15 protein-coding genes are annotated in these 16,067 nt (G+C 58.2%); 3 read left to right on the top strand and 12 right to left on the bottom strand.

The window, feature by feature from the left end:
* Positions 1-55: 55 nt before the first annotated feature.
* The 8 genes from ureC to EXN68_RS22820 all read right to left on the bottom strand — a co-directional run bounded on the left by ureC (position 56) and on the right by EXN68_RS22820 (position 6,797).
* Positions 56-1,759: an urease subunit alpha gene (gene ureC, locus EXN68_RS22855; protein ID WP_142842998.1), complete on the bottom strand. Its 1,704-nt coding sequence runs from the start codon at positions 1,757-1,759 to the stop codon at positions 56-58.
* 9 nt (positions 1,760-1,768) lie between these two features.
* A complete protein-coding gene (locus EXN68_RS22850; protein ID WP_142842997.1) occupies positions 1,769-2,074 on the bottom strand; it encodes an urease subunit beta in 306 nt (101 codons plus the stop codon).
* 10 nt (positions 2,075-2,084) lie between these two features.
* Positions 2,085-2,387, bottom strand: coding sequence for an urease subunit gamma (gene ureA / locus EXN68_RS22845; protein ID WP_142842996.1), 303 nt, complete (start codon positions 2,385-2,387; stop codon positions 2,085-2,087).
* Between the two features lie 25 nt (positions 2,388-2,412).
* A complete protein-coding gene (locus EXN68_RS22840) occupies positions 2,413-3,237 on the bottom strand; it encodes an urease accessory protein UreD (RefSeq protein WP_142842995.1) in 825 nt (274 codons plus the stop codon).
* A 69-nt stretch (positions 3,238-3,306) separates the two neighbouring features.
* Complete coding sequence (locus EXN68_RS22835; RefSeq protein WP_404944529.1) at positions 3,307-3,858, bottom strand: YqhA family protein; 552 nt, start codon at positions 3,856-3,858, stop codon at positions 3,307-3,309.
* A 75-nt stretch (positions 3,859-3,933) separates the two neighbouring features.
* Positions 3,934-4,614, bottom strand: a complete 681-nt coding sequence (locus tag EXN68_RS22830; RefSeq protein WP_142842994.1) for an urease accessory protein UreF — start codon at positions 4,612-4,614, stop codon at positions 3,934-3,936.
* 83 nt (positions 4,615-4,697) lie between these two features.
* The gene (locus EXN68_RS22825; RefSeq protein ID WP_142842993.1) at positions 4,698-5,276 is read right to left on the bottom strand and encodes a HupE/UreJ family protein; all 579 of its coding nucleotides are present in this window, start codon (positions 5,274-5,276) and stop codon (positions 4,698-4,700) included.
* Positions 5,277-5,360: 84 nt separating this feature from the next.
* Positions 5,361-6,797, bottom strand: coding sequence for a GntP family permease (locus EXN68_RS22820; RefSeq protein ID WP_142842992.1), 1,437 nt, complete (start codon positions 6,795-6,797; stop codon positions 5,361-5,363).
* 779 nt (positions 6,798-7,576) lie between these two features.
* On the opposite strand from EXN68_RS22820, the gene EXN68_RS22805 reads away from it, so the two are divergent.
* Together EXN68_RS22805 and EXN68_RS22800 are read left to right on the top strand one after the other, a co-directional pair.
* Positions 7,577-7,957 carry a type 1 glutamine amidotransferase domain-containing protein gene (locus EXN68_RS22805; protein ID WP_237681456.1) on the top strand — a complete coding sequence of 127 codons (381 nt, stop codon included), beginning with the start codon at positions 7,577-7,579 and terminating at the stop codon, positions 7,955-7,957.
* Between the two features lie 358 nt (positions 7,958-8,315).
* Positions 8,316-11,363, top strand: coding sequence for an autotransporter family protein (locus EXN68_RS22800; RefSeq protein WP_237681450.1), 3,048 nt, complete (start codon positions 8,316-8,318; stop codon positions 11,361-11,363).
* A 66-nt stretch (positions 11,364-11,429) separates the two neighbouring features.
* Here EXN68_RS22800 and EXN68_RS22795 read toward each other — a convergent pair whose 3' ends face one another.
* Entirely contained in the window at positions 11,430-11,888 is a 459-nt protein-coding gene (locus EXN68_RS22795; RefSeq protein ID WP_142842991.1) for an Lrp/AsnC family transcriptional regulator, read from the bottom strand.
* 123 nt (positions 11,889-12,011) lie between these two features.
* On the opposite strand from EXN68_RS22795, the gene EXN68_RS22790 reads away from it, so the two are divergent.
* Complete coding sequence (locus EXN68_RS22790) at positions 12,012-13,295, top strand: cystathionine gamma-synthase family protein (protein ID WP_142842990.1); 1,284 nt, start codon at positions 12,012-12,014, stop codon at positions 13,293-13,295.
* 117 nt (positions 13,296-13,412) lie between these two features.
* Here EXN68_RS22790 and EXN68_RS22785 read toward each other — a convergent pair whose 3' ends face one another.
* From EXN68_RS22785 to EXN68_RS22775, 3 genes are read right to left on the bottom strand one after another with little or no spacing between them, the layout of a single operon-like run.
* Entirely contained in the window at positions 13,413-14,141 is a 729-nt protein-coding gene (locus tag EXN68_RS22785) for an ABC transporter ATP-binding protein (protein WP_142842989.1), read from the bottom strand.
* A complete protein-coding gene (locus EXN68_RS22780) occupies positions 14,138-15,007 on the bottom strand; it encodes an ABC transporter permease (protein ID WP_142842988.1) in 870 nt (289 codons plus the stop codon). Before EXN68_RS22780 ends, EXN68_RS22785 begins: the two co-directional genes overlap by 4 nt.
* Complete coding sequence (locus tag EXN68_RS22775; protein WP_142842987.1) at positions 15,004-15,999, bottom strand: aliphatic sulfonate ABC transporter substrate-binding protein; 996 nt, start codon at positions 15,997-15,999, stop codon at positions 15,004-15,006. The genes EXN68_RS22780 and EXN68_RS22775 overlap by 4 nt, the downstream gene beginning before the upstream one ends.
* Positions 16,000-16,067 lie beyond the last annotated feature (68 nt).

Here is a 16,067-nt window from a genome sequence, read left to right as displayed (position 1 = left end):
CTTCTGCCCTGTTGTTTGGAATACCGGACGCATAAACGCCCGGTATTCCCGCTTTCTAGAAGAGGAAATACCGCTGCGACATCGGCAGCACGTCGGCCGGTTCGCATGTGATCAGCTCTCCGTCGACGCGCACCTTGTAGTTTTGCGGATCGACCTCGAGCTTTGGTGTGCGGCTGTTGTGGATCATGTCCTTCTTGCGCACCGTCCTGGTACCGCTGACAGCGACGAGCTGCTTGTTCAGTTTCAGTTTCTCACCGATGCCGTCATCAAGCGCCGCCTGCGAGACGAATGTGACGCCTGTCGAACCGAGGGCGCGGCCGAGTACGCCGTACATCGGGCGGTAATGCACTGGCTGCGGTGTGGAAATCGACGCATTCGGGTCACCCATCGGGGCCATGGCGATCATTCCACCGATCATCACCAGCTGCGGCTTGATGCCGAAAAATGCCGGTTTCCAGAGAGCGAGGTCTGCTCGTTTTCCCACTTGAACGGACCCGATCTCATGAGCAAAGCCGTGCGTCAGAGCCGGATTGATCGTATATTTGGCGATATAGCGTTTGACGCGAAAGTTGTCGTTCCGCTCGTTGTCTTCCGCCAGTGGACCACGCTGGACCTTCATCTTGTGCGCGGTCTGCCAGCAACGAAGCGTTGTCTCGCCGATGCGGCCCATCGCCTGCGAATCCGAAGACATCATCGAAAAGACGCCAAGGTCGTGGAGAATGTCTTCCGCCGCAATTGTCTCGCGCCGGATACGCGACTCGGCAAAGGCAACATCTTCCGGGATCTGCGGGCTGAGGTGGTGGCAGACCATCAGCATATCGAGATGTTCGTCGATGGTGTTAATCGTAAATGGCCTGGTAGGATTTGTAGACGACGGAAGGACGTTTTCTTCACCGGCTGCGGTAATGATGTCAGGCGCATGCCCGCCGCCAGCGCCTTCGGTGTGGAAACTGTGGATGGTACGCCCCTTCATCGCCGCCAGGGTATCCCGAACGAAGCCGCTCTCGTTGAGCGTGTCACTGTGGAGCGCGACCTGAATGTCCATCTCGTCGGCAACCGTCAGGCAATTGTCGATGGCAGCCGGTGTCGTTCCCCAGTCTTCATGCAGCTTGAGACCGACAACGCCGGCGCGAATCTGCTCCCGCAGCGGATCGGGTTTACTTATGTTGCCCTTTCCAAGCAGGCCGACATTGATGGGCAGCGCTTCCGCTGCCTCAAGCATCCGGTGAATTGCCCAGGGGCCGGCGGTAACAGTTGTCGCGAGCGTACCGACCGTCGGTCCCGCACCTCCGCCAACAAGCGTCGTCGTGCCGCTCGCGAGCGCCTCTTCGGCCTGTTGTGGTGCGATGAAGTGGATATGGGTGTCGACGCCGCCTGCGGTGAGGATGCGCCCTTCGCCGGCGATGACGTCGGTGGCGCCACCGACAATAATCGATATTCCCGGCTGGATATCGGGGTTGCCTGATTTGCCGATGCCGGAAATTCGGCCATTCTTGATGCCGACATCCGCTTTGATGATGCCCCAGTGATCAATGATGATGACATTGGTGATGACGACATCGGCAACCTCGGCCGCCGGCCGCTGGCTCTGACCCATGCCGTCGCGGATCACCTTGCCTCCACCAAACGTCACCTCCTCGCCGTATATGGTGTGATCTTCCTCGATCTCGATGACGAGTTCCGTGTCCGCCAGCCGAAGCCTGTCGCCCTTGGTCGGACCGTAGAGATCGGCGTAGTTCTGCCGTGTGATCGTTACCATCCTTGCCTCCTAGAGCTTGCCCATAACCTTGGCGTTGAAACCGTAAACCTCTCTTCCACCATCGAGCGCCACGAGCTCGACCGTGCGCTCCTGCCCCGGCTCGAAGCGGACTGCCGTTCCGGCAGGAATATTGAGCCGGAAGCCACGGCTGGCCTCCCGGTCGAACAGCAGCGCTTCATTCGTTTCATAGAAGTGATAGTGGGACCCCACCTGGATCGGTCTGTCGCCGGAGTTGGCAACGTCGATCTTGCGCGTCTGCCGATCCTTGTTGAGCTCGATGGAGCCATCCTCGATAAAATATTCGCCGGGAATCATGATAGCCTCCTCAGGGAATGGGGTTGTGGACGGTGACGAGTTTCGTACCATCGGGAAAAGTCGCTTCGACCTGTATGTCGTGGATCATCTCGGGCACGCCCTCCATGACCTCTTCACGGGTCAACAATGTCGCGCCATACGACATGAGATCGGCGACTGTTCGCCCTTCGCGGGCGCCCTCCAGCAGAGCCCCTGAGATAAAGGCTACCACCTCTGGGTAGTTGAGTTTCAGGCCCTTTGCCCTGCGCCGTTCTGCGAGCAGTGCAGCGGTAAAGATCAGGAGTTTGTCCTTTTCACGCGGTAGCAGTTCCATGGGTAGCCCTCATCGTTTTGCTGGTTCACGTTGCCCAGATGCGTGGAGCGACGGCCTTTTTCATGAGGCCTCGTTCGCGAAGAATGCTCCACGCCTGGAGAAAAAGCGCCTTGCCTTCGGACATGCGCTGGCCGAGGTAACGGCAGACGATCACATGCTCGAGCTGGCTGACCGAAAAAACACCTGTCGCCTGTGTGCCAAGCGTCTCGCGAATACATTCGACGGTGTTTTCGAGCGCGGGTCCCGCGTAGACCATTGTTCCGACGATCGGGCGCCCGGCAAAAAAGACCGGGGCGTCCAGAATCTCCGGTGAGCGCGAAAACGCCATTCGCTCGAACCAGATAAGCTCGCCATCGCGAAATATCTCGACACGTTGCTGAAGCCCACCGGTCACGAAACGTTCCCCCGCCGCTGGGCGGCCGAGGCTGATAAAGTCCCAGCCGGCATAAACGGCATTGCCCGCAAGCGTGACGCGGGTGTTGATGGAAGCATCCGCACCCTCAAAAAGAATGGTTTCCTGCGGGAGATTTTCGCAGATACCGTTTTCGCCAACGTCGATCTGCGTGCGTTGCACGCTCGCGCCGCCATCGGTGCGGTAGAATTTCGTCGCACCGGGGGTGGTGAGGACGCAGCGCGCCTGCGGAGCAAGGCGACAATTGATGTCGAGGACATCGCCACCTGCAACGCCGCCCGGCGGATGCAGAATGTAGACATGCGCGGAGCCATCGCTTTCGGGATGAAAGGCACGTTGAACCGCAAGCGGCCCGCTATGGCGTCTGTGCATGAGGCGGGTCTTCCCGTGGGATTGCGCAAACCACAATTCGAGCTGCGCATTCCATCCGTTGACCATGGGCGAAAATCCCTCTCGTGATCGCTCCTGGCGGCCTGCGCTACGATTCAAGTCCACCGGCACCTCCAGCTATTCGGAAGGTGGTTGCTCAGCCGGCTTTGCGCCGGCTTGTCGCACCACGTCCTTCGTGTGATCGCTGCGTTTTTCGCTCCGTGTCCCTTCTGCCAGATGGTGCGAACTCGCGGTCAACTTCATTGCTCCTGCCAAAAGGAGCGCGGATATCGGAAGCACCAGCGCTTCCCATTGCAAAGGCATCTGCATTTCACCGACCTGGGCGGCAAAATGCACAACGAGATAAAGGATGATCATCTGGAAGAAGAGGTTCTTGAGCTCCGCTACGGTATCGATGATCATCCATTGCGGCAGCTTCGATCGCTGCTCGGGCGGGATGTCGAGCGCAAAGCCAAGTGCAATACCGCAGCCCACCACCATCAACACGATGCCCAGGAGAATTTTGTCCGTTGCGCGCAGCACCGCGACGATGACGGACATATCGGGGTTCAGCCGGGCCATCCGGAAACTGTCCACAAGCATCAGTATGGCTTCCCAGAACATCAGGAAGGCGCCGAAAAGCACACCCGCGGCGGCAAGGATGAGAACGGACCGGAGGCCACGAAACAATGAAATCAATGCATAGCCCTCCCTGGACTATCGTGTGATACCGGCAAGATGCGTTCCTGCGGACTCCATTGGCACCTAGGAACGAAAGAGCCGGCTGTATTGCGTTTCATGCCAGGCGCTCGCCATGGCCATGACGGGCGCGGCATTGCCTATTTCATCGTCGGTGACCGTCTCGGCCTTTCTCGCCGACCGCTCGATGACGTCATCTGCAGCAATAAGGAGGCGCTGGCCGGCCGTGTGCCCCAGCGGGACCAGCCGAATGGCCGCAGACACCTGGCCTTCGACCGTACTCCATAGAAGCCCCCGCAGCGCATCGGTCTCCGAGATGTTCCAGTGCGTCGCCGCCAGCGTGAAGGCTGCCGGATATGTCAGCTTCGACCCCTTGAAGGATTTGGCGGACGACACGCCGAGATCCTGCAGAACCTTCAACATCGATGCGCCCATCTGCTTGTCTTCCAGTTCGATCTCCCGGCTTTCCCGCGCTGCCGACAGCCAAGTATCAGCCTTCAGGAACGCATCACGATCCCCGACCTTCATCGCCCGCATCATGCGCAGGAACAAAGCCGCATCGCAGACAGAGTAGCTGTGCTCGACAAGACCGAATATCCAGGCTGCGGCACTTGCCTCATCGTAAACAATCCTGTCGTGCACTGCCCATTCCAGACTGCGGGAGTAGGAAAACGAGCCGACGGGCTGGCTTGGGCTCACCAGGCGCAGAAGCTGGATGGGCAGGCCACCGGATGTCTGTTGCGTCACATGGTTCTCCCGGAGCTATCGCTAAAGCCGGCCCTATGCCGACCCCTTTGGCTTCACATGTTTCATCACGTGCATTCGGCCAGTCAGCTTGCGAGTAAAAGGACGCCGCCAAGTGCGGTCGCGCCACCGGCCAGGCGCAGAGCAGCTGTCCCGCGCGTCAGCCGCTCGGCGACGATGCCCGTTCCCATGCCGATCATGTGCAGCAATGCCGTCGCGACGCCAAAACCTGCTCCGAAGACCAGGGCGCTCTGGTTGGCCAGTTCGGTGCCATGGGCGTGTCCGTGGAAAAAAGCGAACCCGCCGACAATCATGGCGACGAGCACCGGCGAGACCGGACGCGCAACCGCGACCGAAAGACCGATGATGATTGTCGAAGCGAGAATGACCGGCTCGACCAGGGGGATGTGCACACCCGCGAGCGCCACGATAAAGCCGACCAGCATCAAAGCGACAAAAGTTGCAGGAATGGCGATCAGGGAACGTCCCCCGAGCATGGCAGCTGAAAGGCCGACCGCGACCATGGCAAGGATGTGATCCCAGCCGGAAAGCGGGTGCATGAACCCGGACATGAATGAGCCATGCTCGCCATGGCCGACATGTGCGAGTGCCGGGGTGCTGGCCATCAGTAACGGTATCAGGATCAGAACGGACATTTTCTTCATGGCACGGTCTCCATAACGTTGAACGGGTAAGCCTATGAATTGTCACCGGATCCCGAACAGGCGGGATCAGCGTGCGGTGCCCGCTCAGAATGAGCCGAACATCGAACCGAGAAAAAAGACTGCGATGAGAGAGAGGATGACGCCGACAATGACCGTCATGATCATGTCGAAATAGCTTCCGGCGTGCGTCTGCTTGCTGATCTGCAGGAGGAGCAGCACCGTACCATTGTGCGGCAGGGCATCCAGCGTGCCGGCGCTGATCGTCGTCAGACGATGCATCAGGGCAGGGTCGATGCCGTATTCGGCCGCAAGGCGCATATATTCCGCGCCGAGCGCATTGAGTGCGATTGCCATCCCGCCAGACGCTGTCCCGGTCAGCCCGGCCAGGGTGTTCATCGCCACGACCAGTGAAACGAGTGGACCGCCCGGTATTTGCAGCACCGCGTCCCGCACGACCATAAAGGCCGGCATGGCCGCGACAACGGCGCCGAAACCGACAAGGCTCGCCACTGTCATGATGGGAAGAACCGCTGAATTGGATCCTGCATCAAGGCTCTCGCGCAGCGACCCCAACCGGCCGAAATTGATCGCAATGACGGTAATGATCGCCGCTGCCAGGGCAAGAAGGACAGCCCATACGCCAATGGTGGAGGCGATATTGATCCCGAGCGCGGTTTCGGCCCGCGAAAAATCGACCCTCGGCAATATCACCAGGGCCATCAGGAAGTTGACCCCAATCACGACGATCAGCGGCAGAACGGCGAAAAGGAACGATGGCGCCTGTTTGCTCCTCTGTCCGTGGGTCAGCTCGTTTGGATCAAAGTCCCCTGAAATGGTCGCTTGCTCGCGGGTCTTTTCACTGATGACAACCGGCTTTTCATCATCGGTATATCCTTCTCCGGCGGCACGGGCTTTCGCCTCAATGCGTGCCAGCCACCACATTCCGAAGGCGAATGTGATAATGGAGGCAATGATACCAAGACCGGGCGCCGCAAACGTCGTCGTGCCGAAATATGGCATCGGTATCGCGTTGTTTGTCGAGGGCGTGCCCGGCATCGCTGACATGGTGAAGGTAAAGGCGCCGAGACCGATGGCCGCCGGCATGAGGCGCGCCGGGATATTGGCAGCGCGGAACATTTCCCTTGCCATGGGCACCAGCACGAAAAATGCAACGAAGACGCTGACGCCACCATAGGTGACGACGGCGGACGCCAGGACAACGGAGAGCATGGTTCGCTTGACACCCAGCCGCTCCGTCAGGAAACGAGCGATCGACGTAATCGATCCGCTGTCATCCATCATTTTTCCAAAGATGCCACCGAGCAAAAACATGGGGAACCATTGCATCACGAAACGTGCGGTGCCGCTCATGAATGTCGACGTCCAGTGTGGCAAAAGCGGCTCGCCGGAGAAGACTGCGACTATAAGAGCTGCCGCAGGCGCCAGGAGCAACACGCTCCATCCGCGGTAGGCAAACCACATCAGAAAGCCTAGTCCGAGCAGAATTCCAAATAGCCCCATCAGCTCTGCCTCTCAATCTGATCACGTCATCGGCTACGCTTTCAGCGTGCGATCCCATCAGAATTATCACTCTAATTTCATGAACTACCGTGGTGCATTAGTCGACGGCGCGCGCGCCAGCAGCACTCATATTGCTGGAGAAATGGACGCCGTGCTTACTCATGGGATTCCGGACCCATCAAAAGCGTTGCCCGCGACACATGGGGCTCCGTTGCAAAAATTCCGGTTGGTTGGAGAACTCCTGCTTCTCCGCCGTCAAGCGGTCTGACCTTCGAGATCCTGCGCGAGCAGGGCTACCGCTTTCGTCAATGCGCTCGGTCCGACGCCGAACGCACGTTCAATGATGTGTGTTTCTCGCCAGGGCCAGGGCTCGTTGATCAGAACTAGACGATAACAGTTGCGGCGAGAGCGATGGCGGAGAAGAGGGCCATTGGGCACCTGTCGTAACGCCATGACGCAGCCAGAAGATCACGACGGCCAGCCCCCGGACATTCTTGAGGCTGCTGCAGGCAGACCTGATTTAATGAGAGGCTGGATGTTGTTTCCAAGCCTGACAGTGCGCGGCAGGGCCGGAGGCATCACCGCTTATGGTCGGAATTAAATATACATCACGTCACTGACCTGGACTGTTTGCGCAGCTTCGAGCAGGTGTCAATGAATGCCCGTAACTTGGGCTGGCTTTGGGCGGCCTTGGTGAAGTAGAGAAAGAGGCCATCGCCGCCGGGAGAGTAATCGAGCAAAGCGGGTTCGAGCAGACCCTGGGCGAGTTCGCTGGAAGTGTGGAACGTCGACGAATAGATGAGGCCCAGACCCTGGCAAGCGAATTGCCGCATATTTATGGGAGCAACGGCATCGTCAGTGCCGTTTGCCACGGTCCGGCAGGTCTTTTGAATGTGAAGCTGAGCAACGGCAAAAGCCTTATCAACGGACGCCAGCTCACGGGGTTCACTGCAGAAGAAGAAGCCTCCCGCCACTATGACAAGATCGTTCCTTTCGAGCTTGAGGGCGCGCTGAAGAACGCTGGGGCAATATTTGAAGAGGCACCGATTTTCGAGAACAAGATTGTTGTCGATGGCCGTCTCATCACAGGCCAGAACCCAGCCTCGGCCAGGGCATTCGGTGAGGCCATTGTGAAGGCCCTCGAAACAAAGACGCAGTAAACAAACGATCATGATGTCACTTCCGACGCCCTTATGACGTGACATCATGATGCAAAACGACGACTTGAACCAGGAATTGGCCATGTATTCATCCAGGCCGAAAACAAGCCGGGCAATGCTCATAACCCTGGGCGAAACTGCATGCTCGATACGACTGTGTATCGGTCTCAGAGACGCTAAACAGCGGTGAAGCGATTTCGCTGAAAACTTCCTTCAACCAGGGTAGAGCGAAAGCATGCTGGTTGTCCGATCGACCGGGGAATACAACCGGAAATCCACTTTCTGTTAACCATAAACCCTTCTTATATGAGGAGATTCGAATGTGATTCATTCAAGGTAGTCTGCTTCGGGGCGCGCGATGCTGAAACAACCACGTCTGATGCCGGACAAGCCAAGTATCCGGAGCTCGGGAAGCCCAAAAGCGAAGCACCTTCGTTCGTCGCGCAGCCTCCTGCTTGGATGCCTTTTTACAGCGGCCTCTTATCCAGCCCTGGCGCAAACTGCGAGCTGGACGGGTTCAGCCGGAAACAATGACTGGTTCGATGCCGGGAATTGGGACACGGGCCTTGTCCCGGACGTCTCAACTGACATCGGGATGGTTTCAGGAACGGCACTGATCTCAGGCCGTAGTGCTGAGGGTAATTACGTTAACATCGATATGGGTGCCGTCGTCACGGTGACCGGTACAGGCTCGAGCCTGAGCACAATGGAAACGAGAACCTCCGGGGGCACTCTCAACATCAACGGCGGTGCGGTTGTGACCAACAACAGTGGAGTTGTGGGCGGCACTGTCATAGTATCTGGAAAAGACGCAGGCGGTAATTCGTCAACCTGGACCAATACGGATTATTTTGTAATCGGCGACGGTGCGGCCGGGGGTTTGGAAGTCAGAGCAGGCGGCAAGGTCAATGTCACCGCAGATGCGAGCCTTGGTGGGACGTATTTTGGAACGGCGCTTGTTTCGGGTGCGGGTTCCATGTGGGAAACCACCGGGCGTCTTTCGATCGACAATGGCAGCTTACGCATTGAGGACGGCGGCAGTGTCAGCAATGGCCTGGGGATCATAGGTGACACGTTCTTAGCGGGCAGCGTCATCGTGACCGGTCAGGGTTCAAAGTGGATCAATTCTGACCAGCTTGCCGTCGGCAGCTTTTCCAACGGTACGATGTTGATCGAAGATGGTGCGACCGTCTCAAGCACCCAGGGATATGTTGGTGCAAATCCTGGTAGCGTCGGAAGCGTCACGGTGACAGGGATCGGCTCAAACTGGCAGATCACCAGCTCCAGCCTCACCGTGGGAAACCATGGTGTTGGAGACATCACCATCGAAGATGGCGGTCTGGTTTACGCGAAATCCGGTGTCTTGCTTGGTTCCTCGGCGACAAATGCGTCCGGAACGGTCACTATAAACGGTACTGCGACGGCGCGCGGCGTGCTTGAGACCAGCTTTTTTCGTGGAGGTTCGGGAAGCGCAAATGTCACGCTTGACGGTGGTATCGTACGGGCCATCGAAGACAAAAATACCTTCTTCTCGAATTTCGACGGCCAACAGCTGCGCCTTGCGTCTGGCGGAGGTTTTTTTAATACGAACGGTTTCAGCATCGGGATCGAGCCAGAAATATCCGGCGTTGGCGAGTTAACCAAGCTTGGTGCCGGAACCTTGACGCTGACCGGCGCGAATACATATGCAGGCGGCACAACAATCACAGCTGGAACCCTGAAGCTGGGTGATGGCGGGACCAGCGGCAGTATCATCGGCGACGTTGCCAATGACGGTATTCTGGCCTTTGACCGTTCGGATGTGGTCACATTCGGCGGCACGATTTCAGGGGCGGGTGGCGTGCAGCAACTCGGTAGCGGACAAACCACGTTGACTGCCAACAATTCGGCGCTCCTTGGCACGTCTGGCGTCTATAACGGCATCCTCTCCGTAAACGGCTCCCTTGGCGGATCGATGCAGGTGGTTGGCGGTCGTCTGCAGGGCACTGGCCAGCTGGGCACGACCACCAATTTTTCAGGTGGCACCATCGCGCCGGGCAACTCCATCGGCACGCTCACTGTCGCAGGCGACTATATCGGCAGTGGCGGCACACTCGAAATCGAAACGGTGCTGGGTGACGACAGCTCTGCCGCCGACCAGCTTGTCGTTACTGGCAACACGTCTGGCACGACCAATGTCCGCGTGATCAATCTGGGTGGCGCTGGGGGCCAGACGATTGAGGGCATCAAGATCATCGAGGTTGGAGGCGTGTCAGCCGGCAATTTTTCCCTGTTGGGCAGCTATCTGTTTAAGGGTGATCCGGCGGTGGTGGCCGGAGCTTACGCCTACCGGCTTTATCAGGGCGGCGCCTCCACACCCACCGATGGCAATTGGTATCTGCGCTCGGCTCTAACCGGTTCAGGAGGGTCGGTAAGTCCGCTCTATCAGCCCGGAGCACCTGTTTACGAAGCCTATGCTTCGGTGCTGCAGCGTTTCAACAGTCTGGACACGCTTCAGCAGCGCGTCGGCAACCGCGTCTGGAACCGCAACACGAACGAGGTTCAGGCTGCATTTGACGAGGCTGACGATAGCGGCATCTGGGCGCGCATGACCGGCAGCCATGATCGTATGGCGCCGAAATCTTCGACCACAGCGGCAGACTACAGGGTCGATACCTGGCAGTTGCAGGCCGGCTCGGATCTGGAGCTTCACTCTGGAAAAAGCGGCAGCCTGGTTGGTAGCCTCTCTGTGCATTACGGCACCATTGACAGCGACGTAACCTCGGTTTTCGGCGATGGTTCGATTGGGGGAAATGGCTATGGTTTCGGTGGCTCCCTGACTTGGTATGGCGAGGGCGGTTTCTATCTAGATGGGCAGACCAACCTTACCTGGTACGACAGCAATCTTTCGTCCTCGACTGCAACGACGAGGCTCGTCTGCGGCAATGATGGTTTCGGTTACGCGCTTGGTCTTGAAGCCGGTCAGCAGATCGCCATTGGTCGGGGCTGGGCAGTGACGCCGCAAGCGCAGCTTGTCTACTCCAATGTCAGCTACAAGGATTTCGACGACGTCTTTGGCACAAAGGTATCCCTCGATAACGATGATGATCTGACCATGCGTCTTGGCCTGTCGTCCGACTTTGAAACCACATGGGTTGGCGATGCGGGAGAGATAAATCGGATCCACGCTTATGGCATTGCCAATCTTTATTATGACGCCCTGCCGGAGACCAGAACCGACGTGGCAGGCGTGGCATTCACCAGCGGGCACCAACGGCTCCGGGGTGGTCTCGGCATAGGTGGAACATACAATTGGGCGAACGGAAAATACGCAATTTATGGAGAGGCGAACGTCAGAACTGCCCTGCGTGATTTCAGCGAAAACTATAGTTACGCCGGCAGGTTCGGTTTGAACATTCGTTTTTAAGCGGAAGACACCTCTGGGAGCGCGAGAGCCGGGTGAAGGCAGGAATTGCAACAGTCATGGCAACGCTCAGATGCGTCGTGCCTTGATTGTGTTCATGACGAAGCTTGTCTCGATGGTATCGACACATTTCAGCTTTGCGATCTTGTCCTTGATGAAACGCTCATAGTCTTCCAGGCCGCCACACATGACCTTGAGCATGTAATCCTTCGAACCGGTGACCAGATGACATTCGAGAACCTCGTCCCAGTTGAGAACGGCCGCCTCGAACATTCGGATTTCGTCGTCGTGCTGGCGGCTGAGGCGGACGGATGCAAGGGCGGTCATCGTCCATCCCTCGATTGCCGGATCAATGATCGCGGAATACCCTTTGATCGCCCCTACCTCCTCCAGCCGCCGGAGCCGCCGCAGACACGCAGATGCCGACAGTCCGACCCGCTCGGCGAGTTCGTTGTTGGTGACACGCGCATCGGCAGACAATTCCCTGAGTATCCGTTTGTCGATCTGATCCGCAATTTTCTGCGACATAAAAGAAGATTCTCCGCAATATATTGCGTTATCAGACATGTCTGCGCCTTAAAATGCAAGTTATTTTGGCCTGATTGCATGTAACCTGCAGTGAGTTCAACGCCAGCCAAGGGATCATCGGAAATGACCGCGCCGCATCCGTCCAAAACCCACATCGGCAATCACGCTCTCCATCCTGAAACCCAGATGCTCAATTATGGATATGATCCTGAGTTGTCGGAGGGCGCCGTAAAGCCGCCTGTGTTTTTGACCTCGACTTTCGTGTTCAAGTCGGCAGAAGACGGGCGCGACTTCTTCGACTACGTCTCCGGGCGCAAGGAACCGCCGGAGGGCAGGGGCGCGGGCCTTGTCTATTCGCGTTTCAACCATCCCAACAGCGAGATCGTTGAAGATCGTCTTGCCGTTTATGAACGTACCGAGAGTTGTGCGCTCTTCTCATCCGGCATGTCCGCAATTTCAACGACGCTTTTCGCCTTCGTTAGACCGGGCGACACCGTGCTGCATTCCCAGCCCCTGTATGGCGGCACGGAGACGCTGCTGGCGAAGACCTTCCATAATTTCGGCGTGTCGGCGGTGGGCTTCGCCGACGGTGTCAGCGAGGCCTCGGTGATGGCTGCGGCAGAGGAGGCGATGGCGAAGGGCAGGGTGTCTGTCATCCTTATCGAAACCCCCGCCAATCCGACAAACAGCATTGTCGACATCGCGATGATGGGCCGCGTCGCTGACGTGATCGGCCAAAAGCAGGGGCACAGGCCGATTATCGCCTGCGACAACACGCTCCTTGGCCCGGTGTTTCAGAGGCCTATCGAGCACGGTGCCGATATTTCGCTCTATTCGCTGACGAAATATGTTGGCGGGCACTCCGACCTCATTGCCGGGGCCGCGCTCGGCCGGAAGGATGTCATGAAGCAGGTGAAGGCCTTGCGTGGCGCAATCGGCACGCAGCTTGATCCGCATTCATGCTGGATGCTTGGCCGCTCCCTCGAGACGCTGCAGATCCGGATGGAGCGGGCGGATAACAACGCCAGGGTCGTGGCTGAATTCCTGAAGGAGCACCCGAAGGTGGAAAAAATCCACTACCTGTCTTTCAGCGAGCCGGCGTCCGCCGTCGGCAAGGTGTTTGCAGCTCAATGCACCGGCGCGGGATCGACATTCTCGTTTGACATCATTGGCGGCCAGGCTGCATCCTTCAAGTTCCTCAATGCCCTGACCATATTCAAGCTGGCGGTAAGCCTTGGCGGTACGGAGTCTCTTGCTTCCCATCCGGCAACCATGACGCATTCGGGAGTTCCCGCCGATGTTCGCCAGCGCATCGGCGTGCTGGATTCCACAATCCGGCTGTCAATCGGTATCGAACATCCCGACGATCTTGTCGCTGACCTGGCCCTCGCCTTGGACAAGTCATGACGCGGAGAGAGATGTAACCTCGAATGGAGGGAAGAACGGCGAATGCTGCGGCAGACTTTCGGGCTGCTCAGCTTCGCCTGCCAGCTTCACGCCGACTATTCAGGTGAGGCGCAGCCGTCAGATGACATGGGCGTTGTGCAGGGCGGTCAGCACCTTGTTCTTGAGGCTGGCAAGTTGCGGCGACCTTCGGTCACGCGGGCGCGGCACGTCCACCTCTATCCGCTGCTGGATACGGCCGTCATGGGCGCCCATCATGTAGATCCGGTCACCGAGATAGAGCGCTTCGTCGATATCGTGGGTGACGAGCAGGAAGGAAATGCCGCGCTGTTCAACAATTTTCAGCACCAGGTCCTGCAGTTTCATCCGCGTGAAAGCGTCCACCGCACTGAAGGGTTCATCCAGCAGCAGGATGCGCGGCCGGGTATAGAGCGCCCTTGCGATGGCCACCCGCTGCGCCATGCCGCCTGAAAGAGCCTTTGGCAGCGCGCCAGCGTGGCCGCTCAGGCCCACATCGTTGATCAGGCCTTCCACCCGCTCGACATCATATTTCTTGCCGGCGGCGTAACCTATATTCTCTGCAACCGTCAGCCAGGGCATCAGGCGGGGTTCCTGAAACACGAAGGCGATGGGCGGCGAGGCCTCATCTTCCTCTGCCTGCTGAACCCTGACCGTACCGGAAAAACGTCGGTCGAGACCGGCGGCAATGCGCAGCAACGTGCTCTTGCCGCAGCCGCTGGGGCCAAGAAGAACAGCCGCCTCACCATCCCCCAGCGTCAGGTGGATATCCTGAAGGACGACAGTATCGCCGAAAGCTTTTTCGCGCACATCGACATTGAGCAGGCTCATCGCAGCCGCCCTCCTTCATTGAGGGAATAGGTGTCACGCCAGCGCAGGCAGCGCTCCTCGACGATCTTGAACAGGCTGTCGGAAATCTTGCCCAGCACCGCAAGGCAGATGATGGCGATCATCACCAGATCGGGCCGCGAAAGCTCTCGCCCATCGGACAGCATGTAGCCGATGCCTTCAGACGCGGCCAGAAGCTCGGCTGCGACAACGCTCAGCCAGGCGAGCGACAGCCCGTAACGCAGGCCGGTGAACAGATGCGGCAAAGAGGCGGGAATGAATATCCGCCACACCAGAATGGGCAGCGGCTGGCGATACATCTCGCCCACTTCCACCAGCTTGCGGTCGACATTTCTGATACCGGAGAAGAGGTTGAGATAAACCGGGAAAAACGCGCTTTTGGCGATCAGCACGATTTTTGAAGTTTCTCCGATGCCGAACCAGATCATCAGCAGCGGCACCCATGCAAGGCTGGGCACGGCGCGCAGCGCCTGAAATGTCGGCTCGAGATAACGCTCGGCAGCAATGACCAAACCGACCAGCGAACCAACGACCACCGCCAGCAGCGAGCCGATGACGAAGCCGACAAAGACGCGCGCGGTACTGGCCGCAACATTCGTCCACAACGGCCCTTCGGCTAGCCGCAGAAACGTCTCGTAAAGTTCGGAAGGCGGCGGCAGCACATAGGGGCTGACCCAGCCCAAACGAACGAAAAGCTCGAGCAGCACCAATGAGCCGACCGGCACGATTGCGCCGCGCAGATCGAAGCGGCCAAAGAAATTGCCCACCCGCTGCAAGAACGGCAGGCGGGAGGGGAATTGTTTGGCAGTCTGCTTCACGCGCTGGAATTCGCGCGGATGGGAATTCATGCGCCGAGTGCCTTTTTCGCTGGTGCCGGATCGATCAGCGATGAAAGGACATTATCAACATTGACGCCCGGGCGCAGAACATCATCGCCGAGCAGTGGCGTGACGATGCGGATCGAGTTCAGCAATTCCTCACCGGGAACAGGATCCTTCCAGTCGCGCTTGTTAATCGTCAGCTCGGTGATCTTGGGATCGTTGCCAGTGACCTTGGTGACGAAATCGATGAATTCGCGGTTATTCTCGCGGATCCACTTCTGCGTCTCCACCCAGACGCCGAGCAGTCGCTCGACCGCTTTCGGGTGCTTTGCCAGAAATTCTTCCGAAACGCTGAAGACGCTGCCATCGCGCCAGCTGCGCTCATCGAAAATCGCCCTGTCGCCGGCAAGCTCCGCCTGGGATGTATGCGGATCGATACCGACCCAGGCATCGACCTGACCCTGCTGCAGCGCGTTGAAGCCTTCCGGATGTTGCAGGTTCACGACCTTCAGGTCGTCGATCGACAGCTTGTTCTGGTCAAGCGCACGCACCAAGGTGAAATAAGGAGCTGTTCCCTTGGTGACTGCGATTGTCTTGCCCTTGAGATCGGCAACGGTCTTGACCGGCGAATCCGGGCGCACCTGAATGATGGAGGAACCACCCCAGCTTGCCACATAGATAACCTTCAGCGGCACGCCGTTGGCACGGGCCAGAAAGGCCGACAGTGCGGCCGAACCGGCAAAATCGGTCGAGCCGACCTTCAGGAATTCCAGTGAATTGTTGCTGCCACGGGACTGCACCCAGGTGATCTTGGTGCCGACATCCTTAAAAGCCTCTTCGAGCCAGCCCTTGTTCTTTATCAGCAATGTGTGGGAGGAGTAAAATCCCCAGTCCAGCTTCAGCTCCGCAGGGAAATCCGAAGAGGCTTGAGCGAGCGCGCGGCCCGTGACCAGCGGTGCTGCGAGTGCGCCGGCAAGGCCGAACTTGAGGATCTGGCGGCGGGAATGTTCAGCCTTCATATTAATTCACCTAATTTATGTATTTTGTGTAATTAAAGGGTAAGGGCGGGTGTTTTTGAGGTCAATCC

Origin of the sequence: Martinezella rhizogenes (assembly GCF_007002745.1) — a bacterium.
In the GTDB taxonomy this organism is placed as follows: Bacteria; Pseudomonadota; Alphaproteobacteria; order Rhizobiales; family Rhizobiaceae; genus Agrobacterium; species Agrobacterium cucumeris.
Note: the sequence above shows the minus strand (reverse complement) of the source record. Positions and strands in the feature narration are given on the sequence as shown.